23 protein-coding genes are annotated in these 24,843 nt (G+C 59.1%); 7 read left to right on the top strand and 16 right to left on the bottom strand.

Annotated elements, in window-relative coordinates; translation table 11 throughout:
• Positions 1-152 precede the first annotated feature (152 nt).
• Positions 153-1,076 carry a dihydrodipicolinate synthase family protein gene (locus ACRER8_RS11695; RefSeq protein WP_431746421.1) on the top strand — a complete coding sequence of 308 codons (924 nt, stop codon included), beginning with the start codon at positions 153-155 and terminating at the stop codon, positions 1,074-1,076.
• 61 nt (positions 1,077-1,137) lie between these two features.
• Here ACRER8_RS11695 and ACRER8_RS11690 read toward each other — a convergent pair whose 3' ends face one another.
• Complete coding sequence (locus tag ACRER8_RS11690) at positions 1,138-2,460, bottom strand: D-amino acid dehydrogenase (protein WP_431746420.1); 1,323 nt, start codon at positions 2,458-2,460, stop codon at positions 1,138-1,140.
• A 58-nt stretch (positions 2,461-2,518) separates the two neighbouring features.
• Here ACRER8_RS11690 and ACRER8_RS11685 point away from each other — a divergent pair, with 58 nt between their 5' ends.
• Positions 2,519-2,875 (top strand): RidA family protein, encoded by a 357-nt coding sequence (locus ACRER8_RS11685; RefSeq protein ID WP_431746419.1) that lies wholly within the window; start codon positions 2,519-2,521, stop codon positions 2,873-2,875.
• Here ACRER8_RS11685 and ACRER8_RS11680 read toward each other — a convergent pair.
• The 10 genes from ACRER8_RS11680 to ACRER8_RS11635 all read right to left on the bottom strand — a co-directional run bounded on the left by ACRER8_RS11680 (position 2,872) and on the right by ACRER8_RS11635 (position 14,158).
• Positions 2,872-4,320, bottom strand: coding sequence for an N-acyl-D-amino-acid deacylase family protein (locus ACRER8_RS11680; protein WP_431746418.1), 1,449 nt, complete (start codon positions 4,318-4,320; stop codon positions 2,872-2,874). The two genes, ACRER8_RS11685 and ACRER8_RS11680, sit on opposite strands and share 4 nt — an antisense overlap.
• A gap of 2 nt (positions 4,321-4,322) precedes the next feature.
• Positions 4,323-5,966: an ABC transporter ATP-binding protein gene (locus ACRER8_RS11675; RefSeq protein WP_431746417.1), complete on the bottom strand. Its 1,644-nt coding sequence runs from the start codon at positions 5,964-5,966 to the stop codon at positions 4,323-4,325.
• Positions 5,963-6,838 (bottom strand): ABC transporter permease, encoded by an 876-nt coding sequence (locus tag ACRER8_RS11670; RefSeq protein ID WP_431746416.1) that lies wholly within the window; start codon positions 6,836-6,838, stop codon positions 5,963-5,965. Before ACRER8_RS11670 ends, ACRER8_RS11675 begins: the two co-directional genes overlap by 4 nt.
• Before the next feature lie 10 nt (positions 6,839-6,848).
• A complete protein-coding gene (locus ACRER8_RS11665; RefSeq protein WP_431746415.1) occupies positions 6,849-7,790 on the bottom strand; it encodes an ABC transporter permease in 942 nt (313 codons plus the stop codon).
• Between the two features lie 35 nt (positions 7,791-7,825).
• Positions 7,826-9,424, bottom strand: a complete 1,599-nt coding sequence (locus tag ACRER8_RS11660) for an ABC transporter substrate-binding protein (RefSeq protein WP_431746414.1) — start codon at positions 9,422-9,424, stop codon at positions 7,826-7,828.
• A gap of 116 nt (positions 9,425-9,540) precedes the next feature.
• Positions 9,541-10,395, bottom strand: a complete 855-nt coding sequence (locus tag ACRER8_RS11655; RefSeq protein ID WP_431746413.1) for a D-amino-acid transaminase — start codon at positions 10,393-10,395, stop codon at positions 9,541-9,543.
• Positions 10,396-10,412: 17 nt separating this feature from the next.
• On the bottom strand, positions 10,413-11,336 hold the full coding sequence (locus tag ACRER8_RS11650; protein WP_431746412.1) for an N-carbamoyl-D-amino-acid hydrolase: 924 nt from the start codon (positions 11,334-11,336) through the stop codon (positions 10,413-10,415).
• A 123-nt stretch (positions 11,337-11,459) separates the two neighbouring features.
• Complete coding sequence (locus ACRER8_RS11645) at positions 11,460-12,380, bottom strand: LysR family transcriptional regulator (protein WP_431746411.1); 921 nt, start codon at positions 12,378-12,380, stop codon at positions 11,460-11,462.
• A gap of 312 nt (positions 12,381-12,692) precedes the next feature.
• Positions 12,693-12,851: a hypothetical protein gene (locus tag ACRER8_RS11640; protein WP_431746410.1), complete on the bottom strand. Its 159-nt coding sequence runs from the start codon at positions 12,849-12,851 to the stop codon at positions 12,693-12,695.
• 665 nt (positions 12,852-13,516) lie between these two features.
• On the bottom strand, positions 13,517-14,158 hold the full coding sequence (locus ACRER8_RS11635) for an HD domain-containing protein (RefSeq protein WP_431746409.1): 642 nt from the start codon (positions 14,156-14,158) through the stop codon (positions 13,517-13,519).
• A 122-nt stretch (positions 14,159-14,280) separates the two neighbouring features.
• Here ACRER8_RS11635 and ACRER8_RS11630 point away from each other — a divergent pair, with 122 nt between their 5' ends.
• The 5 genes from ACRER8_RS11630 to ACRER8_RS11610 all read left to right on the top strand — a co-directional run bounded on the left by ACRER8_RS11630 (position 14,281) and on the right by ACRER8_RS11610 (position 18,030).
• A complete protein-coding gene (locus tag ACRER8_RS11630; RefSeq protein ID WP_431746408.1) occupies positions 14,281-15,246 on the top strand; it encodes a GlxA family transcriptional regulator in 966 nt (321 codons plus the stop codon).
• A gap of 101 nt (positions 15,247-15,347) precedes the next feature.
• Positions 15,348-15,605, top strand: coding sequence for a glutathione S-transferase C-terminal domain-containing protein (locus ACRER8_RS11625; protein WP_431746567.1), 258 nt, complete (start codon positions 15,348-15,350; stop codon positions 15,603-15,605).
• An 89-nt stretch (positions 15,606-15,694) separates the two neighbouring features.
• A complete protein-coding gene (locus ACRER8_RS11620) occupies positions 15,695-16,249 on the top strand; it encodes a carboxymuconolactone decarboxylase family protein (RefSeq protein ID WP_431746407.1) in 555 nt (184 codons plus the stop codon).
• Positions 16,250-16,307: 58 nt separating this feature from the next.
• Entirely contained in the window at positions 16,308-17,030 is a 723-nt protein-coding gene (locus tag ACRER8_RS11615; RefSeq protein ID WP_431746406.1) for an SDR family oxidoreductase, read from the top strand.
• 112 nt (positions 17,031-17,142) lie between these two features.
• Complete coding sequence (locus ACRER8_RS11610; protein WP_431746405.1) at positions 17,143-18,030, top strand: LysR family transcriptional regulator; 888 nt, start codon at positions 17,143-17,145, stop codon at positions 18,028-18,030.
• Between the two features lie 37 nt (positions 18,031-18,067).
• Here ACRER8_RS11610 and ACRER8_RS11605 read toward each other — a convergent pair whose 3' ends face one another.
• The 5 genes from ACRER8_RS11605 to ACRER8_RS11585 all read right to left on the bottom strand — a co-directional run bounded on the left by ACRER8_RS11605 (position 18,068) and on the right by ACRER8_RS11585 (position 24,773).
• Complete coding sequence (locus ACRER8_RS11605; protein ID WP_431746404.1) at positions 18,068-18,724, bottom strand: peroxiredoxin-like family protein; 657 nt, start codon at positions 18,722-18,724, stop codon at positions 18,068-18,070.
• A gap of 594 nt (positions 18,725-19,318) precedes the next feature.
• Positions 19,319-20,809: an aldehyde dehydrogenase gene (locus ACRER8_RS11600; RefSeq protein ID WP_431746403.1), complete on the bottom strand. Its 1,491-nt coding sequence runs from the start codon at positions 20,807-20,809 to the stop codon at positions 19,319-19,321.
• Positions 20,810-20,988: 179 nt separating this feature from the next.
• The gene (locus ACRER8_RS11595) at positions 20,989-22,368 is read right to left on the bottom strand and encodes an APC family permease (RefSeq protein ID WP_431746402.1); all 1,380 of its coding nucleotides are present in this window, start codon (positions 22,366-22,368) and stop codon (positions 20,989-20,991) included.
• A 152-nt stretch (positions 22,369-22,520) separates the two neighbouring features.
• A complete protein-coding gene (locus ACRER8_RS11590) occupies positions 22,521-23,903 on the bottom strand; it encodes an aspartate aminotransferase family protein (protein ID WP_431746401.1) in 1,383 nt (460 codons plus the stop codon).
• 30 nt (positions 23,904-23,933) lie between these two features.
• Positions 23,934-24,773 carry a response regulator transcription factor gene (locus tag ACRER8_RS11585; protein WP_431746566.1) on the bottom strand — a complete coding sequence of 280 codons (840 nt, stop codon included), beginning with the start codon at positions 24,771-24,773 and terminating at the stop codon, positions 23,934-23,936.
• Positions 24,774-24,843: the final 70 nt, after the last annotated feature.

Here is a 24,843-nt window from a genome sequence, read left to right as displayed (position 1 = left end):
AAAGTGCGCACATCCTAACAAGGACGCCCACCTGTCCGCTCACGAGTACTCGAAAGGTGTGATATCGACGCTCAATGAAATTTATTGTACATGTGAATACAAATAATACAATATCAGTGCGCTTGATAAACAGCCTCCCCAAGGAACTACGCATGCAAACCATCCAAGAGTGTCGCGAACGCCTTCACGGTATCTTCAACATCACCGTCACCCCCTTCACCCAGGACGGCGACTTCGACTATGCGGCGATGGCCGAGAACATCGAGCGCGTTATCGAACTGGGTTACGACGGTTTGCTGATCGGCGGGACCTACGGCGAGTTTCCCGTCATGACCTGTGATGAGCGCGCCGACATGTTCCGCAAGGTGATGAAGATCGTCGGCGACCGTGTACCCGTCATGCTCTGCACTGCCGGCTCGGACAGCCGAGTGGTTCGCGAGCTGACGCAACTGGCAGGCGACCTGGGTGGCCTGCCAATGGTCACTCCACCCTTTGTGTCGGAGATTACCGACGAACAGATCGTCAGCTTTTTCAAACAAATGGCACCGCTGTCGAAAACCGGAATCCTGATTTACAACGCGCCCGGCATCGGTATCACCCTCTCCGTTCCGGTCATTGAGCAACTGGCCGAGATCGAAGGTGTGGTGGGCTTGAAACAAGGAGACCTGACGCCAACGGTGATCGACCGCATCGCCAATAAGCTGAGCGAAAAAATCCGTCTTTTCTGCGCGTCCGATCTGGTCTTCAGCGGCCCGATGATGGCCGGCTTCGACGGCATCAGCTCGACCAACAGCGGCGCCTTGCCAGAACTCATTCTGGCGACGTTCCGCGCCTTGCAAAAAGGCGATGCAAAGATGGCCATCGAATTGCATCGTCTCTGGTTCCCGCTGCGCGAATTGGCACGCAAATACGGTCAGCCGCAGACCACCAAGGCAATCATGAATTTGCGCGGATTCAAAGGCGGTTCGGTTCGCCAGCCGTTACTGGACCTGCAAGGCCCGGCGCTTGAGGAGGTGGCGGTCGCGTTGCGTGCATTGGCCAGCGACACGCGTTCGGCAATCGTATTGCCGAAATAAGGCATCACCAGCAGCTGCCGAGAGTGACCTGGCTCATCATCGGCGGCTGATTCGGGCTCACTCAGCGTAATTGAAAGGGCGCCGGGTCTATCGGAGGAGCCTCGTTCATCACTTGCGCTGCCAGCAGCCTGGCGCTGCCCAATGCCAGGGTGAATCCCAAAGCCCCCTGCCCGACGTTCAACCACAAATTGCTGAAGTTGCCAGCGCGTCCGACGATAGGTTTGCTGTGTGCAGTGCTCGGTCGCAAACCTGCCCAGGCCTTGGCGTTCGTCAGCTCCAGATGTGGAAAGGTCTCGAGTACCTGCTGCTTGAGTAAGGTGATTCGCGCAGGATCGATATCGGCGCGAGCCACTCCCATGTCGACCATCGCCGCGATGCGCAGGTGCTGATTCAACGGCGCGTAGACGACCTTGCGCGCAGCGTCGGTCACGCTCAAACGAGGTGCCTGCATTGCCGCGTCCAGAGGCACACTCAGGCTGTACCCGCGTAGGCCGTACAATGGTAGCGAAATTCCCAGCGGTTTGAGCAACGGCACACTGAACATGCCAGCTGCCATCACCACCGCATCGGCGGGCAAATCACCGTGATCGGTGCGCACTGCCACCACACGATTGCGCTCGTGCACAAGCGCCTTGACTTCGCGCCCTAAAACCAAGTGCACGTTAGGCAATTGCGCGAGTAATGCCTTAAGGCCCTGACAGAACCGCAGACAGTCGCCGGTTGCCTCACCCGGCGTAAAGATGCCACCGGCCAATTGCCCGCCAATGGCCTGCAACGCCGGCTCCAACGCAACACAACCCGCGCCGTCGAGAATACGTTGATCAGCCCCCAGCGAGCGCTGCCAGTCGACCATCGGCGCTGCCGCAGCCAGCGCCCCCGGATCACGATAGACCACCAGTTTGCCGGTGCGAATCAGATCGAAATCCAGCGCATGCTCGCCGAGCAGCTCATCCAGCGCGTCGCGACTGAGAAACGACAGGCTGAGCATCTCACCGATGGTACGGCGCACCTGTGCGTCGTTGCACGACCGCAGAAATGCCATGCACCAGCGCCATTGCGCCGGGTCCAGACGCGGCCGGAAACGCAACGGCGAGTCTGCCCGCAACAACCACTGCGGCAGCTTGCTGATCACACCAGGATCGGCGAGCGGCGCCACATAGCTGTAGCTGAGCTGTCCACCATTGGCGAAACTGGTTTCCTGCGCGACATCGGCATGCCTGTCGACCAAGGTCACTTGCAGCCCTTGCCGCGCGAGATACCAAGCGCTGGCGAGGCCAACGACACCCGCCCCTATCACCACTACCTGCACAGCATTACCCCTTCGATTGATAACTGTGATTGCCAGCCTTAGCACCAGGTTATGGCTGACGTCCAAATTGGTCATGGCGCCGGACCACAAGGTTGGTTAGCGTTGCCGGTCCACCATCCCATCAGGAGTTGCCATGAGCATCCAGAGAATTTCCGTGAATCCACGCCTTGCCGGAGCTGTCGTGCATGCTGGCGTCGCCTGGTTGTCCGGCCAGGTGCCTGATGACCGCAGCCAGGATTGCGCCAGCCAGACCCGCCAGGTGCTGGCAAAGATCGACGCCTTGCTGGCCCAGGCTGGCAGCGACAAATCGCGATTGCTGAGCGCACAGATCTGGCTCAAGAACATCAGCGCCGACTTCGCCGCGATGAATGAAGTGTGGAGCGCATGGTTGCCCGAAGGTGCTGCGCCAGCACGCGCCACAGTCCAGGCAGATCTGGCGTCGCCAGACGTGTTGGTCGAGATCATGCTGACCGCAGCCACAGGCGCTTAACTGGCCACGCTGGCAAGTTGGCGCCTGAGCAGGCGCCCCTGCCGTCCTTGCACTTGACCGTCCTCGTAACTGACGACTCCATTGACCACCACCAGATCGATTCCCGGCGCCTGCCGGCACGGGTCGCTATAGGTCGCAACATCCTCGATGCGCACCATGTCCACCAGCGTCAGGTCGGCAAACGCGCCCTCGCGCAGTACACCGCGGTCGTGCAGACGAAAACGCGTTGCCGACAGGTTGGTCATCTTGCGCACCGCCTCGGCCAGATCGAACAGCTTCAGGTCGCGGCAGTAATGCGCGAGCACACGAGGAAACGTCCCCCACAGACGGGGATGCGGATTGGGATCGTTGGGCAGGCCATCCGAACCTATCATCGACAATGGGTGGGCCAGAATCTGGCGCACGTCATCTTCGCTCATCATGTGGTAAATCGCGCCGGCCGGACGCAGTCGCTCCGTGGCCTCCAGTTGCGAAACGCCCCATTGCGCGGCGATGTCCTTGAGCGTCTGTTTTGCCATTTCCGGGTGCGGATCGGACCAGGTGATGTAGATCTTCATCTGTCCATCGACGCGCCAGGCATCCAACGTGGTGGAGCTGGCCGAATACGGATAGCAGTCACAGTTGCAGGATTGTTCGCTGGCGGCCTTTTCGAGGGCTGCGAGGGCCAGCGGCGCACGCCCCCAGTTATCGGCGCCGGCACATTTGAGGTGCGAAATCACCAGGTCCGCGCCCGCATTGCGTGCGGTGCTGAAGGATTCCTGCAGCGAGTCCAGCAAACCGGCATGCTCGTTACGCATGTGCGTGGTGTACAACGCGCCACGAGCGCCGACGATATCTACCAGACGCTGCATTTCTGCCATCGGCGCGTTTTTGGCGTTGGTATATGCGAGGCCCGAACTGAGACCAATGGCGCCTGCATCCAGAGCGCTTTCCAGCGCTTCACACATGCTATCCAGTTCGCTGTCCAGCGCCGGGCGGTCGAACTCGTCCATGACGTTGGCGCGCAATGCGGTGTGACCGATCAGCGCTGCGACATTCACGCTCGGCACCGCGCGTTCGACTGCATCGGCGTAGGCCTTGAACGTCGGGTATACAAACGCTTCCCGTGGACCCAACAGGTTCATCGGGTCCGGTGGTACGCCAGGCAGCGTGACCGGCGAGGCGCTGATGCCGCAGTTGCCGACAATCACCGTGGTCACGCCCTGAGAGAGCTTGGCCAGCATCTCGGGGGTGCGAATGACATTGGTATCGTCGTGGGTATGCACATCGATGAACCCTGGCATCAGACAACGGCCATTGCCTTCGATGACCCGCAGCGCGTCGTGACCTGCGAGCCTGCCGATGGCGACGATCCGGTCACCCTGGGTCGCCAGGTCAGCAACGTACGGCTCGGCGCCTGTGCCGTCGACCAGGGTAACGTCGCGAAACAGTAAATCAAACGTCATGCTCAAATCCTCTGGCCCGCAGCAAAATCCCAACGTTTGCCGGGGACCGCGTCCATCAATTGCTGGGTGTAGGGTTGCTGCGGTCGGGCCAGCACATCGGCTGCCGGTCCGTATTCGATGACCTGACCACGCTGCATCACCAGCACGTCATCGCACAGTTGCGCGGCGACCCGCAGGTCGTGGGTGATGAACAGAATCGCCACGCCCATACGCTGCTGGATGTCTTCGAGCAGTTGCAGCACTTGCGCCTGCACCGACACATCAAGGGCCGAGACCGCTTCGTCGGCAACAATCACGTCAGGCTCCATGGCCAATGCACGGGCGATAGCGATGCGTTGTCGCTGACCGCCGGAAAGCTGGTGCGGATAGCGGTCGATGGCGTCGGCTGGCAGCCCTACCAGTTCCAGCAATTGCTGACCACGAGTCCAGGCCTGGGCGAACGGAACACCATGGTTCACAGGACCTTCCACCAGGCTCTTGCCAATGCTCACCCTGGGGTTGAGCGACCGGTTGGGGTCCTGAAAGATCATCTGGATACGCTTGCGGTGTGGCTTGAGCCCAGCCGCCGACAATTCGGAAATATCCTTGCCGGTGACACGCACGGCGCCATGGCTTGGCGTCAGCAGACGCATCACGCAACGGGCTACGGTGGATTTGCCAGACCCGCTTTCACCGACGATGCCCAACGTCCGGCCACGCTTGAGGGTAAAAGACACATCGTGCACGGCGCGGGTGCCTTCGCGCGGCTTGCCAAACCAGCGCCATCGGCCGCCAGCGGGCGGATAGACCTTGCCCAACTCGCTGACATCCAGCACCACCTGCGCGCTGAGCGCTTCTCGGCGCGCGGCACGCGGCTTGAGCCCCGGCACCGCCGCCAACAGGGCTTTGGTGTAGTCTTCGCGCGGTTGCGACAGGACATCCTGCACAGTGCCGGACTCGACGATATGGCCGTGGCGCATCACGCAAACACGATCGGCGATGTCCACCACTACACCCATGTCGTGGGTGATGAACAACACGGCGGTGCCGTGCTTGTGTTGCAGTTCGCGGATCAACTTGAGGATTTGTTGCTGGGTCGTCACGTCCAGCGCGGTGGTCGGCTCGTCGGCGATCAGCAGACGAGGTTCCAGAACCAGCGCCATGGCAATCATGATGCGCTGACGCTGCCCGCCGCTGAGTTGATGCGGGTAAGCATCATGAATATGTTCGATGTCCGGCAGGTGCACCTGGGCCAGCGCGTTCATCACCTGTGCGCGGCGTTGTGCAGCGCCAAGGTCGGTGTGGGTCTGCAGCACTTCGTCGATTTGCCGCCCCACGCTCAACACTGGATTCAGCGCTGTCATCGGCTCCTGAAAAATCATCGCCATACGGCTGCCGCGGAGCGCCTTGAGCCGGCCATTGCTGACCTGCAGCACGTCTTCGCCATCCAACAGAATGCGTCCGCTGACGACATCAAGTGCGTCCTTGGGCAACAGTCCGAGAGTGGCCAGCGAAGTCACCGACTTGCCTGACCCGCTCTCGCCCACCAGACACAACGTCTCGCCCGGAAGGATCTCGAACGAGATGTCCTGCAGAATCGGTTTGCCCTCTGCGGTGTTGACGCACAAGTGTTCGACCCGCAGCGTATCGCTCTGCTGCTCGCTCATGCCGCCCCCCTTTTCTTCATGCGTGGGTCCAACGCATCGCGCGCTGCGTCACCCAACAGGTTGATCGACAGAATGCACAGTGACAGGGCCAGTCCGGCCCAAAGCACCAGCGAAGGCTTGAGCTGAAAATACACCCGGCCCTCGGAAATGATGTTCCCCCAAGTCGGGATTTCAGTGCCGATGCCCGCGCCCAGAAATGACAGGATCGCCTCAGTGAGAATCGCCGAGGCGCAGATGTAAGTGCCTTGTACGATCAAGGGGGCCAGGGTGTTGGGCATCAGGTGTCGAGTAAGGATCCTGAAGGTCGGGGTGCCCATCAGCACCGCCGCTTCAACGTAAGGCTCCTCGCGGGTCGACAACACTCGGGCGCGAACCAGGCGCACCACCTGCGGGATCTCCGGCACCATGATCGCGATCATGACGGTCCAGATACCGGCACTGCTCAGAGAAACGATGGCGATGGCCAGCAGAATCCCCGGGATCGCCATCAGACCGTCCATCACCCGCATCAACAGCGCGTCGAGGCCCCGGAAATAACCAGCGATCAGCCCCAACGGCAAACCAATGATGAGGCTCAGCACTGTCACTCCCACCCCGACCGTCAGTGAAATCCGGGCGCCATAGACGATGCGCGAAAACAGGTCGCGGCCATAAGCATCGGTGCCCAACCAAAACTCAGCGCTGGCCGGCTTCAGGCGCAATGCGGGGGTCAACGCCACCGGGTCATGGTTGGCCACCCATGGCGCGAAGATGGCCATGCCGATGATCAGCGTAAGGCAGATCAAGGCCAGAGCCGAGGTCAACGGCAGTTGCGGCAACCTGATCAGGCGGCGTCGGGACGCTGGCAACATCAGCGAAACAGGTTTACTCATGACCTTGCCCTCAATAACGAATGCGTGGATCGCTGATCGCGTACGACAGATCGATCAGCAGATTGATGACGACATACACACCGCTGGTGAGCAGGATCATGCCCTGGATTACCGGGTAGTCACGGGCCAGCACGGCGTCCACGATCAGCCGGCCCAGGCCTGGAATGTTGAACACGCTTTCGGTGACCACCACCCCTGAAATCATCAGCGCGAAACCCGTGCCGATGACCGTCAGGATCGGGATCATGGCGTTGCGCAATGCATGCCGGAACAGCACGTGAATTTCAGCCAGCCCCTTGGCCCTGGCGGTGCGGATGTAGTCTTCACCCAGCACTTCAAGCATGCTGGCCCGAGTCATACGTGCCACCAGCGCGATGTACACGGACGACAACGTCAACGCCGGAAGCACGATACGTTGGGCAAACGGACCCAGGCCGTCGCTGATGCTGCGAAACCCCTGGACAGGCAACCATTTCAGCTCAAGGGCAAAGACGGTGATCAGCACGTAACCGATCACGAACACCGGCACGGAAAAACCCAGTACCGACGTCGACATCACCAGCTTGTCGATCCAGCTCCTGTGTTTCCACGCTGCCAGTACACCCAGCGGCACCGAGATCAGGATCGTGAAAGCGATCGCCACCAGCGCCAGGCTCAGCGTTGGTTCGAGTCGCTGGATGATCATGTGCAGCACCGGGGTGTGGGCCATGAGTGAAGTGCTGAAGTCACCCTGCAACAGTTGCCAGATCCACACGAAAAACTGTCGGTACAACGGTTGATTCAGACCCAGGCTTTCACGAATGGCTGCCAGCTGCTGTGGCGTCGCCATGTCGCCGGCAATGATCGCGGCAGGATCACCCGGTGAAAGGCGCAGCAACAGAAAGACAAACAGTGCCACCACCAGCATGACCGGAATGGCCGCCAGAACGCGGCGCAAGAAGTAACCCAGCATCGAAGCCTCCGAGAGCAAGAAACATGTCGCGGTGATCAGTCAGTTTTTTCGACATTCCAGAACACCGTGGAGGTGCCGGTCATCAAATCACTGATGTGACTGTTCCAGGCGGAAACGTCGAAATACTGCCCCAGAGGGATGTAGTTCACCTGATCCATCGCACGTTTCTGGATCTGCACGGCGATTTCCTTCTGCCTGACCGGGTCGGTCGCGGTGGCGAAATCCAGCCGCAGATCATTCATCGCAGCATCTGTCGGCCAGCCGAACCACGCGCCTTTCTGGCCACCACCGTCGAGCATCGGATTGACCACCGGATTCCAGATGGACTCAACGTTCCAGTAGGTGAAAAACAGATTCCAGCCACCCTGCGCAGGCGGGTTCTGATTGGCCCGACGCGATACAAGGGTCTGCCAGTCCATGGGTTGCAGATCGACGTTGAAGCCCGCCTTACGCAATGCCTGGGCCGCGACCACAGGTTGCGGGGCCTGACTCGGTACATCGGTGGGTTGCATGATCACCACCGGCGTCCCGTCATAACCGGCTTTTTTCAACAGCGCACGGGCGGCTTCCAGATTGCCCCCCGTGATCAGCGACTCGCCCCCCGCTTCCGTTTCCAGCGTGGTGCCACAGCCGAACACCGAAGCACACTGTCGGAAATACTCGGGGTTGCCGACGAGCGCATCCAGGACGTCTTTCTGATTCATCGCCAGCAATGCCGCGCGACGAATCTCAGGGTTGTCGAACGGTGGATAGAGAAAGTTCATGCGCCCACCGGTCATTGAGCCCAGTTTGCTCAATACCCCGGACTTGAGGTGATCGTCGGCCTGAACCATCGGCAGCAGATCAATTGGCAGTTGTTCGATGAAGTCGATATCGCCGGAAGACAGCGCATTGATCGCGGTCATGCGGTCGGGCATGTTGATCCACTCCACGCGGTCCACCTTGACCACCTTGCCGCCGGCGGTGCCGCTGGCCGGTTCCTTGCGCGGAACGTACTGCTTGAATTTCTCGTAGACCACTCGATTGCCCGGATCGAATTCACTGGCAACGAACACGTAGGGCCCGGAACCGGTGTAGTCAGTGATCGCTTTTCCGTCAGGAATGTTGGCGACGCGCTCGGGCATCATGAAGGCTGTCACCGAAGAAGGCTTTGCGAGCAATTGCAGGACGTAGCCGAAGGGCTTGGCCAGGGTCAGCGTGATCGTTTTGTCATCGGTGGCGGTGATGCCTGCGGTGTATTTCATCATCAACTGACCGCCGATATCGAACCGCGCCCAGCGCTTGAGCGAGGCCACGCAATCGGTAGCGGTGACGGGTTTGCCATCGTGCCAGAGCAGGCCGTCACGCAAGGTGAAAGTGTACGTCAGGCCGTCTGGCGAGACCGTCCAGTCGGCCATTTGCGGCTTTGGCACAAAGTGTTCGTCCATGCCGATCAGGGTGTCGTAGATCATATAGGCATGGTTGCGAGTGATCTGCGCCGTCGTCGCGATGGGATCAAGCACGCGCAGAGATGAGGACATTACTGCATGCAGGGTTTTCTCGGCCCCCAGGACGAAGGGCGCATTGAGTGCGGTAGCAAGACCGATCGGTAATAACAGACGGGCAACCAGGGAACGGGGCTGACGTAATTTCATGCTCAACACTCCTTACAAATGGCAACGTTCGGTGTCGGCAGTCTTCCTGTGTCGTGCGAAAGGATGTGGCAAGGCCCGGCGCCTCTATGGGCGCCTGGGGCCGTGACTTGTGGCGATCAGGCGATCACCGCAAGTGCATGGTCGATATACAACTGACGCAGACGCCGGGTCAGTGGACCGGGCTTACCGTCGCCCACCGGATGGCCATCGATGTTCACTACCGGGTAGATGAACGAGGTGGATGAAGTGATGAATGCTTCGGTGGCGCCCTGAGCTTCTTCCAGCGTGTAGGCGCGCTCCTCTAAACGCAGGTCATGTTCCTTGACCAGTGCAATCAAGGCGCCGCGCGTAATGCCGGGCAGCAATGCGCGGGACAGCTCTCGCGTTACCACCGCGCCGTCGTGAGTGATGATGAACGCATTGTTGGAGGTGCCTTCGGTGATCCAGCCATCTTTCACCAGCCAGGCATCGTCGGCGCCTTGCGCGCGCGCCTGCTCTTTGGCCATGCAGGCGTAGAGCAGTTGCGTGGTCTTGATATCGCTGCGGCCCCAGCGCAAGTCCGGCAGGCCGATAATGCTCATGCCGCGCTTGGCCAACGGGCTGTCGAGCACCACTTTGGCCTGGGTGTAGAGCACCACCGTCAACGGGCTGCCAACCGGCGGATAAAGAAAGTTACGGTCCTGGACGCCACGGCTGACCTGCATATATACCAGGCCTTCCTGCAGTTGATTGCGCGTGATCAGCTCTTGATGAATCGCCAGCAATTGCTCACGGTCGAGGGAAAGTTGCAGAGCCATTTCGCCCAGTGACCGGGCCAGCCGGGCCAGATGAAGATCAAAGTCCACCAGCCGGCCCTGCAGCACCGCAGTCACTTCATAGATGCCATCGGCAAACATGAAGCCGCGGTCAAAGACTGAAATCTTCGCTTCGCTTTCAGGGACAAACTCCCCGTTCAGGTACACGGTGCGCATGGGTCGTTGTCTCCAGGTCAGGGCCGCTGAACGCCGGTCTGGCGCGTGATGATGCCGTAATGTTCGATACGTCGGTGGCGGGCGAAATCGAAGATGGTGGACTTGCCGAAATTGCACAGGTCCATGTCGCAAGCATGGACGATCAGTTCATCGCTCTGGCCCTCGGCCCTGGCGACCACAAAACCGTTGGGGTCGATGATCACGCTGCCACCCATCAACGGAAAACCGTCCTCGATGCCAGCCTTGGCCACGCCGACGACCCAGGTTGCGTTCTGGTAGGCGCCGGCCTGCATGCACAGCTCGGAATGAAACAGTCGGTGCGCCTCGCCTTCGCCGCGGTTCTGCGAATTGACCGATGGGGTGTTGTAGCCCAGGAGGACCAGCTCGACGCCTTGCAGCCCCATGACGCGATAGGTCTCCGGCCAGCGGCGATCGTTACAGATGCACATGCCCATCACCGCACCCTGGGTTTCCCATGTCGGAAAGCCCAGGTCGCCAGGCTCGAAATAGCGTTTTTCCAGATGTTGAAAATCACGCGCTGTGTCGAACTCGACGTGCCCCGGTAGATGAACCTTGCGGTATTTACCCACGATGTTGCCTTGGCGGTCGGTGAGGATGGAGGTATTGAAATGCTGTCCTTCGCAGGTCAGTTCGGCATACCCGAACGACATCGCAATGCCGTGATCACGAGAGAAATCAAACAACGGACGCGTGAGCTCACTGGGCATTTCACGCTCGAACCAGGTGTCGACCTCTTGCTGGTCTTCCATAAACCAGCGTGGAAAGAAGGTGGTCAACGCCAGTTCGGGAAACACCACCAGCTCGCAGCCCTGCTGCCGGGCCTGCTCCAGCAACACCAACATGCGCTGGACCACACTCGCTCTGGAGTCACTTTTCTGAATGGCGCCCAATTGAGCGCCGCCGATGATAATTTCGCGCATGTCACATTTACTCCTCACAAACCTGTCGCGGTGCCAGTGAACACTCCGCGGTACATGGGCGCATTGTCGGAGGATCAAATAGCGCTGTCGCATGCCAATACGTCGCTATTGGTTAACCTTGTGTTAATCCATACCGAACAGGTCAAAACCACTTCCTGCAAGGGTATTTCGCAACTGCTCGACAAAGCCCTGAGCGAACTGCGCCAAGGGTTCACGCCGTAGATGAACCAGGCTCACGGTCAAGCGTTCATCCGTGAGGATCGGCAGCACGGCCATCCGCTCGGTGCCCGAGGCCCGGTAAGAAATCTCGTCAACCACAGAAAATCCGGCACCATTTTTTACCAGCGCACAGGCGTGGTGCGGAGAATCGACATCGATGTCGGGGTGATAAGGCAGCCCTACCCGTTCGAAAGCCGGCTTCATGAAACTGAAAAAAGGCGTATCGGCGGGATAGCCCACAAAGGGCGTATCGCCGATAGCCTTGGGTAATTCGTCCAACGGCACACGAGTTAATGCGTGATCGGCGGGACATACCACCAGCACCCGAATATCGCTCAGCGGCACCGCACGTAGATTGGGGTGATCAATCGGAAACAGGGAAATCCCCAGGTCCGCCTGCTGATCGAGCAACCGGTCGCGCAGCAATACATGACGCAGGCATTCGAGGCTGACTCGAATGTCGACGTTGCATCGTCGGAAGGCCGCGATCGCATCAGGCACCAATTGATGCCCAAGACTGGGGCTGCTGGCGATACGCAGCACCCCGTGGCGCTGCTGTACCAGATCGTGCAGCGTGGTGTTGACTCGCTGGATGTCGCGATAGACCGATTCGACGTCAGCGAACAAACGCCGCGCCTCGGGCGACGGATACAGCCGCCCCTTGACCCGTTCGAACAACTGGAAACCGATACGCGCCTCGGTGTGCGAGAGCATGCGACTGACCGCAGGTTGTGACACCAGTAGCAACTGCGCAGCGCCGTTGATTGAGCCTGTGATCATCACTGCACGAAATACTTCGATCTGCCGTAGATTGAGCGACTGCATTCAACTTCCTCTCTGAAGTTTTTCGCGCTCGCACGGCTGCCAACGCTTAACAACACGTTATAGATATTGAGCAATTGGTATGCCAACTCATAAAAAACCTGACAATTACGCTGGCAGTCCGGAAGTTACACGGTAAGGATGCGCGTACTTTTTCCAGCGCCTCGCGCCGTGGCTGTACTGCAAATGACCATGCCGATCTTTCTGTTGATCTGGTCATTGAAAAACAGCTTCACACATCTGCCCAATAGGCTGAAAGCCGAAGTCAGCGACGCCTTGGGGCTGCGCGAAGCCCCGGAATTATGTGTCGGTTTTCTACACGGGTCCGCTGGATCCGACGAAACCATAACGCTCGGCAAGCACCTCCCCTAAACGGCGCCAGGCCAAGGTGCAGATCACCGAGGGAATGCCTCGCAATCGCAGCCAATTGACCGTCGCGCGGATATCGTCAATGACCGGGATATCGTCCAGCATCCTGGCGATGTCTTTGTGGTGGAGACCGCGGTAATACAGTCCATCTGCGGCGGCGACTTCGATATTGGTGAGATGGCCTGCAAGGTACCCCTCGTCGAGTTCGCGTCTATCAAGCGCGCCGCCGCGCCAAGGCCTGGGAAACAAAATGGCCGCTGCTCACCCAAGCACCAGGTTCTCCTGCCGAGCCCCTGCCGTGAGCCGTCTGTCGTGTATGCCCATCGATATTAGATTCGGGCACGCGCATACCGCATATTGATGCCCCGAAATTTAATCTCCGCAGGTAGGCGACATGTCAGAAAACATCGGGGTGGATGGAACCCATTGCACGGCACCTTGGCGCGCTGATCACTGCACAGACGCTCTTTCAGGATCTGGACGTCAAGCTGGAATTGAGAAACCAGGCACGTGTTCATCTGTGGTTCGCGGATCGGTTTGGCGCGGATGACCCGCCTCTGCATTCAGCGAAAGATGGAATCAACCCTTCCTGATCTGCTCGACCTGTGTCGGCTTGGACATCGTCACCGGCGAACTCTATGCGCCCACGGGCTGACTGAGCTTGAGCAAGGCATTTTGCGCATGAACCCGAATTTCCCCCAGCCGGATCAGTTCCGCAAAACGGCATTGAGCTATCAGCCCAGGCAGACTACATGGGCATAGAGGACAAATCAGGCAAGCCAGGCTGAAGCCCGGATCACGCTACAGAAGTTACCAGCATGAAAATGGGACGCTTTGTCGGCGATCACGTCGGCCTTGACGTTGCCGAAAGTGGTATCCGGCTTGTACTTGATACCGTCGTAGAACGTCTGGATGATGTTTTCCTTGAAGTTGTCCCCGCGCGGATGTGCTCGAACAACGGCTTCGCGCTCAGCATCGCTGTAGTCATGATAAGTCAAACCCAGCACATCCATTTCCACGCCAGCCGTGACGAGTGCGACGACAGGGTGCATGTGCTGCGGAATGCCCGGCGTGGTGTGCAGCGCGATAGCCGTCCACACCGTGTCGATGTCCTGCTGACTGATGCCGTGGCTCTTGAGGAAATCACGGGCGGCATTCGCGCCGTCCACCTCGAAGCGCTCGCACGCGCTGCTGTGCTGATGGGTCAAGCCCATGTCGTGGAACATGCAGCCGCAGTAGAGCAGCTCGGGATCGAATTTCAAGCCACGATGCTTGCCGGCCAATGCGCCGAAGTAGTACACGCGGCTTGAATGATGAAACAGCAGCGGCGACTCGGTATCGCGAACCAGTTCCGTGATTTCGCGGGCGAGTTGGCTGTCGGGAACAGAAATACCTTCAATATTCAAAGACATGATGAACCTCCCTAGAGAACGACCTCCATTTTGCCGAACGTGATATCTGTCATCAATTGGCTTTATACGTCATATACTGCCATCTTGCGCGTTGCGCGGACGCACTTGGGAGAGTTCCTAAAATGAGTAAGGTGGTTAGCGTTCTTGCACTTCCCGGCGTTCAGTTGCTGGATGTCGCCGGCCCGCTCGATGTATTCGCCCAGGCAAACGTAGAGGCAGGCCGGGAGGTCTACACGCTGCGGGTCATTGCCTGCGAGGCCGGTCCTGTGCGCAGTTCATCGGGCGCGCGTCTGCTGCCGGATACAATCGCAACAGAAGAAACGGGCCGCATTGACACGCTGCTGGTCGCCGGTGCGCCAAACGCTGGCAAGCTGAATCTGTCGCCCGACGTTCTGAAGTGGCTCCGCGCAACGGCCATGCGCAGCCGGCGCTATGGGTCGGTTTGTACGGGCGCGTTCATTCTGGCGGCAGCGGGTTTGCTGGATGGCCGCCATATCACGACCCATTGGGCAGCGGTCGAGGCATTGCTCCATACCTATCCCTCGCTGCAAATCGATGAAGATGCGCTCTACGTGCGCGATGGGAAATTACGCACCGCAGCGGGCGTGACCGCGGGACTGGACCTCGCCTTGGCTCTGGTCGAGGAAGATCTTGGGCGCGATATCGCAAGACGGGTCGCCGGGCAACTGGTCATGTACTTCAAGCGTCCGGGCGGCCAATTGCAATTCAGTCGCAAAGGGGGAGCAGTCCCCACAGGGCGGTCAGCATTACAGGAAGTTCAACGCTGGGTCGCCGCGAACCCCGAACTCGATCACAGCGTAGCAAGCATGGCGAAGCATGTAGGTTTGAGTCCGCGGCATTTTGCGCGTCTGTTCCATGCCGAGGTCGGCATCACCGCAGGCGCTTGGGTCGAAGCAACCCGTGTGGCTGCTGCCCGTAACCTATTAGAGAACGGGCATGACACGCCCAAGCTCGTAGCAGCCAAATGCGGCTTCGCCAATACCGATACGCTGCGTCGAGTCTTCAAGAAACACGTCGGCATCAGCCCGGCCGAGTATCGAAAACAACATCCCGTCCAGACCGAGTAATCGGATTGTTCAATACTTGTGACCTCCGACCTGGCCGACCAGCATCCTGAAGCAGGTCTGATCCTCCTCGCGGTGCTCTGGAACGCGCAAAAGTCGAGTAGCTGCTGACCTTCATCGCTACGGAAATTGCTCCGAAGCACATCCCTCTAAGGCGTAAGCTGCTGACCGAAGAAGGTACCGTCCGGACCCGTGCCAAACTGGTTGCAACCTACTCCACTCTGGATGCTCGCCTTGCAGACGGCCGTGCTTTCCTGACTGGCGATAAATTCACGGTCGCAGACGCGTACTTTTTCGCTACCGTGTGGCACGAGCGCTCTGGCGCGCAAATCCGTGTTCTGCTTTATTCCCGAATCGCATGAATCATATGCCCAGCCGCTACGTTCCGCAGTCCTGCCGAGAGCAGCAAGATAGCCCCAGCACTCTTGCTGACCCACTCAAGGAAACTGCGATGACCACTTTCACTCGTTACACCCTCGACACCGCCCCTGCTGCCTCCAAGCCTGTTCTGGAATCCGTGCAGAAGGCCTTCAGCTTCGTACCCAACCTGCAAGGCAACATGGCTGAATCGCCAGAGCTGCTGGCCGGTTACAGCCAACTCTGGGACCTGTTCGGCAAAAGCACTCTGACCCCGCACGAGCAGCAAGTGGTGTACCTGACGTCCAACTTCGAAAACAACTGCCACTACTGCATGGCCGGGCATACCACTCTGGCCAAGATGATCGAGATGAGGCCCGAAGTCATTGCCGCCCTGCGCGCTGGCAGCGTGATTCCCGATGCCCGGCTCGAAGCCTTGCACGTTTTCACCACGGCGGTCGTGCGTGAGCGCGGCTTCGTCAGCGACGCCGGTGTCGAAGCCTTCCTGGCTGCGGGATTCACGCGTCGCAACGTGTTGGAAGTGGTTCTGGGCGTCGCCACCAAGGTCATGAGCAACTACACCAATCACTTGGTTCACACCCAGCTCGATCCGTTCATGAAAGGTAATGAATGGACTAAGCCTGTCTAAAACCTGCCTTCGTCCTTCACTCGACCAGCCCCTGCGCGGGCTGGTCCCAGGAGCACTCATGAACAAGCGGACCTTTTTGATTACCGGCGCCAGCAAGGGCATCGGCTTGGCGTTGGCTCAGACGCTGGCAAACGCAGGCCACCGCGTCGTGGGCATCGCCCGACACAGCGAGGGTGTCGACTTCCCCGGTATCTTGGTATCGGTCGACCTGGGTGATCGCAGCGCGACCGAACAGGCGTTGGCGAAATTGGCCCAACAATATGCTTTCGACGGGCTGGTGAATAATGTCGGTCTGGTTCACCCGCAACTGCTGGGCGAAGTGGATCTGGACGATTTCGATGCGGTGATGCGGGTGAACTTGCATTCGGCGCTTCAGGCCACTCAGGCGCTGCTGCCCAGCATGCGCGCGCGTCACTGGGGCCGGGTCGTCAATATCTCCAGCCTGACCGTACTGGGCATTACCCATCGCACCGCCTATGCCGCCGCCAAGGCCGCGCTCATTAGCTTTACTCGATCATGGGCGCTCGAACTGGCCGCCACAGGTATCACCGTCAACGCCGTTGCGCCAGGGCCGACCGAGACCGAACTGTTCCGCGCAAACAATCCTCCCGGCAGCGAAGGTGAAGCGCGCTACCTATCAGGCGTTCCTCTGGGGCGATTTGGTCAACCAGAGGAAATAGCGGCAGCCATCGCCTTTCTGTTGTCCGAAAGCAGCGGTTTCATCACTGGCCAGACGCTGTTCGTCGATGGCGGAGCATCAATCGGCAAAGCCGCATTCTAGACTGGGTTGCTTTGCGCACTACTTGTTGAGATAAACCGCTCGCTGCGAGCGAAGCCCCCTGCTTCGCTCGCTTTTTTTGCTATGAGTTCTTAACTGTTCAGGTGGAACAACGATGGATCGATTGGCGGCAATGGAAACTTTTGTCAGCGTGCTCGAAGCGGGGTCGTTTTCTGCGGCGGCGCGGCGCCTCAATCTCGGCCAGCCCGCTGTATCCAAAACCATCGCACAACTCGAAGATCGCCTTGGCGTGCGGCTATTGCTGCGCTCTACTCGCGGACTTACACCGACTGAAGCCGGCACCGCCTACTACGAACGTGCCAAGCGTGCCATCGAGGAAGCCCACGAAGCCGACCTCGCCGCACGCGGTGCGGGCAGTGGGCTGCACGGCACCTTGCGGGTCTGTGCGGCGGTGACCTTTGCGCGCCTGCATGTGTTGCCGTACCTGGGAACGTTCCTCGATGCACACCCCGAGCTGAACATCGATATCGTGCTGGATGACCGCACTGTCAATCTCGTCGAGCAAGGCATCGATGTTGCCTTGCGCATGGGGGCCTTGGCCGACTCCAACCTGATTGCCCGCAAGATAGGTGAATGTCAGCGACTGGTGCTGGCCACGCCCGCCTACGTTCAAGCCTATGGCGAGCCTTGCAACCCTACTGATCTGGCACAGCACCAAGCGGTGATTTACGCCCAGGCAGGCGGTGGTGAGCACTGGGCCTTCAAACAAGGCAGCACGGTGCAGTCGGTGACCGTCAGCGGACGGGTACGGGTAAGCGCGGCAGAAGGCGTGCGTGCCGCAGTGCTGGGGAGTCTTGGCGTGGCCTTGACGTCCCAGTGGATGTTTGCGGCGGAGCTGGCCAGTGGCGAAGTGGTGCCGCTGCTAGAGGATTGGCAGTTGCCACCGCTGGATCTTTGGGCGGTGTTTCCCACGGGGCGCCTTGCCAGCGCCAAGGCGCGCGCATTCGTTGAGTTCGTCGAGGGTTTGCTCGGCCGACAATAAGCAAGGCCGCCCGAAGGCGGCCTTGAGGAACTCGATATCATCCGCGTAATGCAGGCAGCAACTCAGTGGGCTCTGGACGCAGCGTGTAGTCGGGATTGACCTCCGCGTACAGAATGATGCCGTCCTGGCCGATGACGAACCGGCCAGGCATTGGCAAGGTCCAGCTCTGGTCACCGTTAATGACGGGCAGGTTGTTGCCCAGGCTCAGATAGAGTTCCGCCAGGTAGTCCGGCAGCGTGAACCGCAGGCCAAAAGCAGCCGCCACTTCATTGCCGCTGTCGCTGAGGATAGGAAACCCCAGGCCGTTTTGGCGTTGCGATTTGCGGCTGTTGGCCTGGCTCTGCGGCGAGATCGCGACCAGGCTTGCCCCACGTTGCTGGAAGGCCGGCAGTGCTTGCTCTAGCGCTTGCAGCTCCATGTTGCAATACGGGCACCAGACGCCGCGATAAAAGCTGATCACCAGCGGCCCGCGCGCAAGCAGCTCCGCCGAAGACACCAGATTGCCCTGAGCATCAGGGAGGCTGAATACCGGCGCCAGATCACCGGCCTTGAGTGCACGTTCAGCCAGGCCGCTGGCGATCAGCTCGGCGGTGGCTCGGTGCATCACGGCGTGCACGGGTGCCGGAGCATTGTAGGGAGGTTTGCCGGCAACGAAGTCGGCCTTGAACGCATCCAGTTTGGCTTGAAGGGTCATGAGTGTTTCCTCGAGTGGTTGATAGGTCGAGGTTCATGATCGCGACATCGCCATTCGGTCAGTAGAGAGGTGGCCAGCATAGGAAATATGCCCATCAGGAATGCCCTTCGCGACTCACCCTCCGCGAGCGAGGCCCATTCCAGCCGGGAATGATTCATATCGTCACAAGCTGTCTGCCCCATTACTGCGCTCCTAAGCAGAATGACCTCCATCGCAGCCATTCGGCACGAAGCACTATTCCGTTGGACTCATTCTCAATCGAGCAAGCCCCATGTTGATCGTTCATGCGTTTGCCACCCCAACAGCGTCAAAGTCCCCATCGCTCTGGAAGAGTTGGGGCTCGACTACCAGTTGCAGCCGGTCAACATATGTCGACATCCAGGCATCCCGCCAGGATGCGGCACAGGATGCGCGCTGATCATATCGAACCAATTTCCCTTGCCGTCCGCCGCGAGATGCAGGCGTCGACCGCCGACGAATTCAACGCGTACTTCTCGCGTGCAGAAATCGCTATCGGCACGAACATGGTCATGCGCAGCGTAACCTTCGGATCGGTTTCCGATGACTACCCCCTCGACCCGCTCACATCCGTACTTAACGCAACTGAAACCAGGTGGTTTTCAGTTGTGTGTATTTATCAAACGAATGCAGCGATAGATCGCGACCGAAGCCTGACTGCTTACCTCCGCCAAACGGCACCGACACATCCAGCGCGTCGATGGTGTTGACCGAGACAGTACCGGCATTCAAGGCACGGGCCACACGGTGCGCGCGGTTCAGATCATCGCTCCACACCGAGGCAGCCAGTCCGTAGATGCTGTCATTGGCTTGCTGCACCGCCTCTTCCTCAGTTTCAAAAGCGCTGACCGCCAGAACCGGACCAAACACTTCATCCCGTGAAATGCGCATGCCACTGGTCACGTCACCAAAGATCGTCGGCTGAATGAAGTTTGAAGAACCCTTGATGGTCAATTGCTCGCCACCGGACAGCAGCGTGGCCCCGTCAATACGTGCCTCTGCGACCGCTTTCATAATTCGGCTGGTTTGCTCACTGTCGACGATTGCCCCGGCAGCGCTCGCAGGATTCAGTGGATCGCCGGGCATCCACGCACGCGACTTGCTGATCAGCCGCTCAACAAATTCGTTATGGATGGAACGTTGCACGTACAGGCGGGAATTGGCCGAGCACACTTCACCCTGGTTGAAGAAAATACCGAAGGCGGCCTTCTCCGCAGCCAGGTCCAGATCCTGGCAGTCTTCAAACACCAGGTTCGGGCTCTTTCCGCCGCACTCCAGCCAGACCTGCTTGAGGTTGGACTGCGCCGAGTATTGCATAAAGTACTTGCCCACCTGAGTGGAGCCGGTGAACACCAGACAATCCACGTCCGGATGCAACCCCAGTGCCTTACCGGCGCTCTCGCCCAAGCCCGGTACCACGTTCAGCACGCCCTCTGGAATGCCTGCCTCCAAGGCAAGCTGAGCCAGGCGCAGGGCCGAAAACGGCGATTGTTCGGCGGGCTTGAGTACTACGCTGTTGCCAGCCGCCAATGCAGGCGCTAGTTTCCACGCAGCCATGTCCAGCGGGAAATTCCACGGCACTACTGCGGCAACTACCCCCAACGCTTCCCGCGTGATGGTGGCCAACGCGTTCTGGGCGGTAGGCGCGACCTGATCGTAAACCTTGTCGAGCGCTTCGCCGTACCAGGCGAAGACGTGTGCGGCGCCGGGCACATCCACGTTGTAAGCATCCATCACCGGCTTGCCCATGTTTAGCGAATCGAGCAACGCCAGCTCTTCGCGGTGCACCATCAGCAACTCGGAAAGTTTGATCAGAATTTTCTTGCGCTCGCCGGGGGGCATACGCCGCCAAGGGCCTGCATTGAAAGCCCGGCGTGCGGAGCGCACTGCCAGGTTGACGTCTTCTTCGCCGCATGCGGCAACACGCGCGAGCAATTGATTGGTCGCAGGGTTGATGGCGTCGAATGTCAATCCGGATATCGACGACACTGGCTTGCCGCCGATCAAAGCGGTGTCGATGAAGGGTTGGCGGGCAACACGCTGCTGCCAGTAGTTAAGGTCGAACACGTTGTACTCCCACATTGACCGTCTACACGGTCAGTTGTTATTGATCTGGATTCATGTTTTGTTGCTGCTCAGGTAAATACTTCCTACCCCTTCAACTCAGGGGCTGCGGCCTGATACAGGTTATGGAGCCGACTCAAACCGCAATGACCTGCTGTCAAAACCTGCGTGTTTGGGATGTATCACTCCGCCATCTGCAAGTCCGGCATCTTCACCCTGAACCCACGCGTGACACCCAACAAACAAATCATCCCCAAGCCCATCCAGCACAGACCAATCGTGAACGCCATACCGGACAGGCTCGTCCACAGCCAGATGGTGCTGAGAAACCCCAGGGCCGGCAGCGCCGCGTACATCAGGTAGTTGCGAGTGCCGCGTAGTTTCTGGTCGACCAGGTAATGCTTGATCACCGCCAGGTTCACCGCCGAGAACGCGAAGAGCGCGCCGAAGCTGATCATGTTGGCGACGGTATCCAGGGTGATAAACAAGGCAATCAGCGAGAACAGGCTGACCAGCATGATCGCGGTGGCCGGCACGCGCTTTTTCGTGACCAGCTTGCCGAACACGCTCGGCAATGCACCATCGCGCCCCATCGCGAACAACACGCGCGAGACACTCGCCTGAGAGACCATTGCCGAAGCGAAACAGCCCGCTACATAGGTCGCGGTAAATGCGGTCACCAGCAGTTCACCACCGACGCGGCGCATCACGTCCACTGAGGCTGAATCAGGGTCGGCGAAACTGTTCCATTCCGGAAACACCATCTGGGCAAAATACGAAACCAGCAGGAACAACAGCCCCCCGAACAACGACACCACCATAATGGCGAGCGGAATAGTTCTTCGCGGGTTGGGTGTTTCCTCGGCCATGGTCGACACGGCATCGAAGCCAAGAAACGACAGGCAGAGCACGGCAGCGCCCGCCATGATCAGCGGGACGCTGAAACCTTCATGATGGAAAGGTGCGAGCAGCGAAAGCGGGGCGGAATGTCCACTTAAGTTGTGAAGCGATAACCCGACGAACACAGCGATGAAGACCAACTGGGCGACCACGAGTATCCAGTTGACCCGAGTGATGGACTCGATGCCGAACAGATTTAGAACGGTGACCAGCGTAATTGAACCGAGCACCCACACGGCAGTAGGCACAGCGGGAAAATATTCCGACATGTAGATGCCGATCAGCAGATAACTGAGCAACGGCAAGAAGATGTAATCCAGTAACAAGGTCCAACCGGCAATAAAGCCGAAATACGCGCCAAATGCTTTGCGCGTATAGGTATAAACCGATCCTGAATAGGGGTGCACCTGGACCATGCGCCCATAGCTGTAAGCGGTCAGCAACATGGCCGCAAGGGTCAGCAGGTAGGCTGTGGGCAAGTGCCCTTTGGTCATCTGGGTGACGAGACCATAGGTTGTAAACACCGCCAGCGGGACCATGTATGCCAGACCGAAAAGTACCAGTCCGACGAGCCCCAGGGCCTGTCTAAACCTGCGCGATGAAGTGGGTTGCGATGGGGAATGATGGGAGGGAGTGTCGGCCACGTTTGTTATTGTATTCATTGCTGACTCCTGGAAATGGGCATGCAGGACGCCGCGGTATCCGATGAAATCGATACCGTTATCCGTTGAAAAGTGGACTGCCCTACGTGCATGCAGAGCAATGTAACGATGCGGTTCTCCACCCCTTGCACGGGAGTGGAAAACCGCTCACTTCACAGTTTTCCCGCGATCCGTGCGGTGCGGTCTACCGCGATACGGGTCTTGTCCACCAGTTCGTCGAGTTCCGCGCGCGTTGCTACCAGTGCCGGCGCCATGATCATGCGGCCGAGTGTCGAGCGAATAATCACACCCTCTTCAAAACCAAAAGTGCGGCACTGCCAGGCCAGGTCATTTTCATTGTCGAAGCGCTTGCGTGTTTCTTTGTCCTCGGCGAACTGCATGGCCGCGAGCAGACCGGTTCCCTGGATCTCGCCGATCATTGGATGGTTGCCAAACACTTCACGCAAGATCTGCTGCAAGTACGGCCCGGTATCTTCCTTCACCGTGCGAACAATGCCTTCATCACGCAACGCCTTGAGGTTGGCGAGTGCAACCGCCGCCGCGACCGGGTGTCCGGAATAGGTCAGGCCGTGCGCGAACACGCCGCCCCGCTCCACCAGCGCATCCGCAATGCGTTTGCTAAGCACCAGGCCGCCCATGGGGATATAACCGGAGGTCAGGCCCTTGGCGATCGATAGAGTGTCAGGCTCGAAGTCAAAGTACTCGTGGGCAAACCACTCGCCCGTGCGACCAAAACCGCCAATCACCTCATCGGCGCACAGCAGCACATCGTACTGACGGCAGATGCGCTGGATTTCCGGCCAGTAGCTTTGCGGCGGGAAAATCATCCCGCCTGCGCCCTGGAAGGGTTCGGCGATAAAGCCCGCAACATTTTCGGCGCCCAGTTCGAGAATCTTCTCTTCCAGTTGCAAGGCGCAGCGACGACCGAACTCGGCCGGAGTCAAGTCGCCGCCCTGTGCGTACCAGTAGGGCTCATCGATGTGCGCCACGTCCGGAATCATGCCTCCCATCTCGTGCATGAACTTCATACCGCCCAGCGCAGAAGCCGCCAAGGTGGAGCCGTGATAGCCATTCCAGCGACCGATCATGATCTTTTTCTTGGGTTGGCCGACCACTTGCCTGTAGCGCCGAACAGTACGGATCAACACCTCGTTGGCTTCGGAGCCGGAGTTAGTGTAGATCACGTGACTGTAGCGGCCCGGGAGCAGGCTGAACAGCAGCTCGGACAGCTCAATCACCGCCGGATGAGTGGTGTGGAAGAACATGTTGTAGTACGCCAACTGGTCCATCTGCGCGGCGGCGGCGGCGGTCAGGTCCTTTCGCCCATAACCGAGCTGGGTGCACCACAGACCCGACATGCCGTCTAGGTAGCGCTTACCTTCACTGTCCCACAGATACAGGCCCTCACCACGCACCATCACGCGCGGGCCTTCGGCATTCAGCGCCTTTTGATCCAGAAACGCGTGGATGTGGTGGGCCGCGTCGGACTTCTGATAGTCCTGGGTCTGGCGTTTGGGTTCGAATGGCAGGTTCATGTTTTTCCTCTCTTGTTAGTCGTCATCCGCTCAGCGGATCTTGTTCATGTAGCTTTCAAGGGGGTCCTTGCTCAGCCCCCCCTGTGCCTCGGCCAACGAATCGATGAACAGCGAAAACAGTTCCGATTGCGCACCGATATCGAGCTTGCTGTAGATGTGTTTGCGGTGGGATTTAATGGTGTCTTCAGATACACCCAGGCGCTCGGCAAGCGAGCGGGTGGAGTGCCCACGCAGGATCAATTGGGCGATACAACATTCGCGCTCGGTCAGGATCGACGAGCCAAAATTGTTCAGCGCCGAGTGAATACGCTGCTCCAGCAGGCTTTCGAAGCGGGAACCCTGCGCTTCCAGACCAACGAAGTGTTTGCCCAACACCGCCAGTACCCAGGGGGCTATACGCTTGAATTGTTGGGTGGTGGCCACGTCCAGCTTCTGCGTAAATGCCAGTGATACCGCCAGACTCAACCCGTTGTTGGACTGCAGGATGTAGTTCAACTCATCCTCCAGGTGCGAATGTCGGTAAAACGACTGGAAGTACTCGCTGAGCTCGAAATGATCGGGGGCAACATCGGCAAGGTCGTAACACCCGGAGCCGACGCCCTCTACGCACGCGCCGTAAAACGGATCGAGCAAATAGTAGCCCGATAGGTACTGACGCACATTACCCTGCGGCAGCCATGGGCCTTCCAGTTCAAACAATGCGCTGGGCATGCCACCGTGCGGATACAGGTAGAGCGTGGTGGCCTGGATGGGCCAGATACAACCCAGGGCCTCGAACAAAGTGGCGGCAAAGCCCGCTTGCCCGATGCTCTGCGTTACCTTGGCGATCTGTTCAAACCATTGCGCAGAAGAAAGCCGGTCGTTTTCCACTTCGGAGACTCGCTGAAAGAACGTTAGAGATGCTCCCACACCCGGGAAACCACCGAAATCACCCGATAGG

The sequence above is a fragment of the Pseudomonas sp. genome, from assembly GCF_050739935.1.
Lineage (GTDB): Bacteria > Pseudomonadota > Gammaproteobacteria > Pseudomonadales > Pseudomonadaceae > Aquipseudomonas.
Note: the sequence above shows the minus strand (reverse complement) of the source record. Positions and strands in the feature narration are given on the sequence as shown.

Bases quoted from the DNA above. Each gene is read 5' to 3' on its own strand.
- ACRER8_RS11675 (WP_431746417.1), bottom strand. From the start codon at position 5,966: ATGAGCGAGCAGCAGAGCGATACGCTGCGGGTCGAACACTTGTGCGTC.
- ACRER8_RS11630 (WP_431746408.1), top strand. From the start codon at position 14,281: ATGAGTAAGGTGGTTAGCGTTCTTGCACTTCCCGGCGTTCAGTTGCTG.
- ACRER8_RS11690 (WP_431746420.1), bottom strand. From the start codon at position 2,460: ATGACCAATTTGGACGTCAGCCATAACCTGGTGCTAAGGCTGGCAATC.
- ACRER8_RS11635 (WP_431746409.1), bottom strand. From the start codon at position 14,158: ATGTCTTTGAATATTGAAGGTATTTCTGTTCCCGACAGCCAACTCGCC.
- ACRER8_RS11655 (WP_431746413.1), bottom strand. From the start codon at position 10,395: ATGCGCACCGTGTACCTGAACGGGGAGTTTGTCCCTGAAAGCGAAGCG.
- ACRER8_RS11645 (WP_431746411.1), bottom strand. From the start codon at position 12,380: ATGCAGTCGCTCAATCTACGGCAGATCGAAGTATTTCGTGCAGTGATG.
- ACRER8_RS11590 (WP_431746401.1), bottom strand. From the start codon at position 23,903: ATGAACCTGCCATTCGAACCCAAACGCCAGACCCAGGACTATCAGAAG.
- ACRER8_RS11695 (WP_431746421.1), top strand. From the start codon at position 153: ATGCAAACCATCCAAGAGTGTCGCGAACGCCTTCACGGTATCTTCAAC.
- ACRER8_RS11595 (WP_431746402.1), bottom strand. From the start codon at position 22,368: ATGAATACAATAACAAACGTGGCCGACACTCCCTCCCATCATTCCCCA.
- ACRER8_RS11680 (WP_431746418.1), bottom strand. From the start codon at position 4,320: ATGACGTTTGATTTACTGTTTCGCGACGTTACCCTGGTCGACGGCACA.
- ACRER8_RS11670 (WP_431746416.1), bottom strand. From the start codon at position 6,838: ATGAGTAAACCTGTTTCGCTGATGTTGCCAGCGTCCCGACGCCGCCTG.
- ACRER8_RS11685 (WP_431746419.1), top strand. From the start codon at position 2,519: ATGAGCATCCAGAGAATTTCCGTGAATCCACGCCTTGCCGGAGCTGTC.
- ACRER8_RS11620 (WP_431746407.1), top strand. From the start codon at position 15,695: ATGACCACTTTCACTCGTTACACCCTCGACACCGCCCCTGCTGCCTCC.
- ACRER8_RS11615 (WP_431746406.1), top strand. From the start codon at position 16,308: ATGAACAAGCGGACCTTTTTGATTACCGGCGCCAGCAAGGGCATCGGC.
- ACRER8_RS11660 (WP_431746414.1), bottom strand. From the start codon at position 9,424: ATGAAATTACGTCAGCCCCGTTCCCTGGTTGCCCGTCTGTTATTACCG.
- ACRER8_RS11665 (WP_431746415.1), bottom strand. From the start codon at position 7,790: ATGCTGGGTTACTTCTTGCGCCGCGTTCTGGCGGCCATTCCGGTCATG.
- ACRER8_RS11650 (WP_431746412.1), bottom strand. From the start codon at position 11,336: ATGCGCGAAATTATCATCGGCGGCGCTCAATTGGGCGCCATTCAGAAA.
- ACRER8_RS11610 (WP_431746405.1), top strand. From the start codon at position 17,143: ATGGATCGATTGGCGGCAATGGAAACTTTTGTCAGCGTGCTCGAAGCG.
- ACRER8_RS11640 (WP_431746410.1), bottom strand. From the start codon at position 12,851: ATGCTGGACGATATCCCGGTCATTGACGATATCCGCGCGACGGTCAAT.
- ACRER8_RS11605 (WP_431746404.1), bottom strand. From the start codon at position 18,724: ATGACCCTTCAAGCCAAACTGGATGCGTTCAAGGCCGACTTCGTTGCC.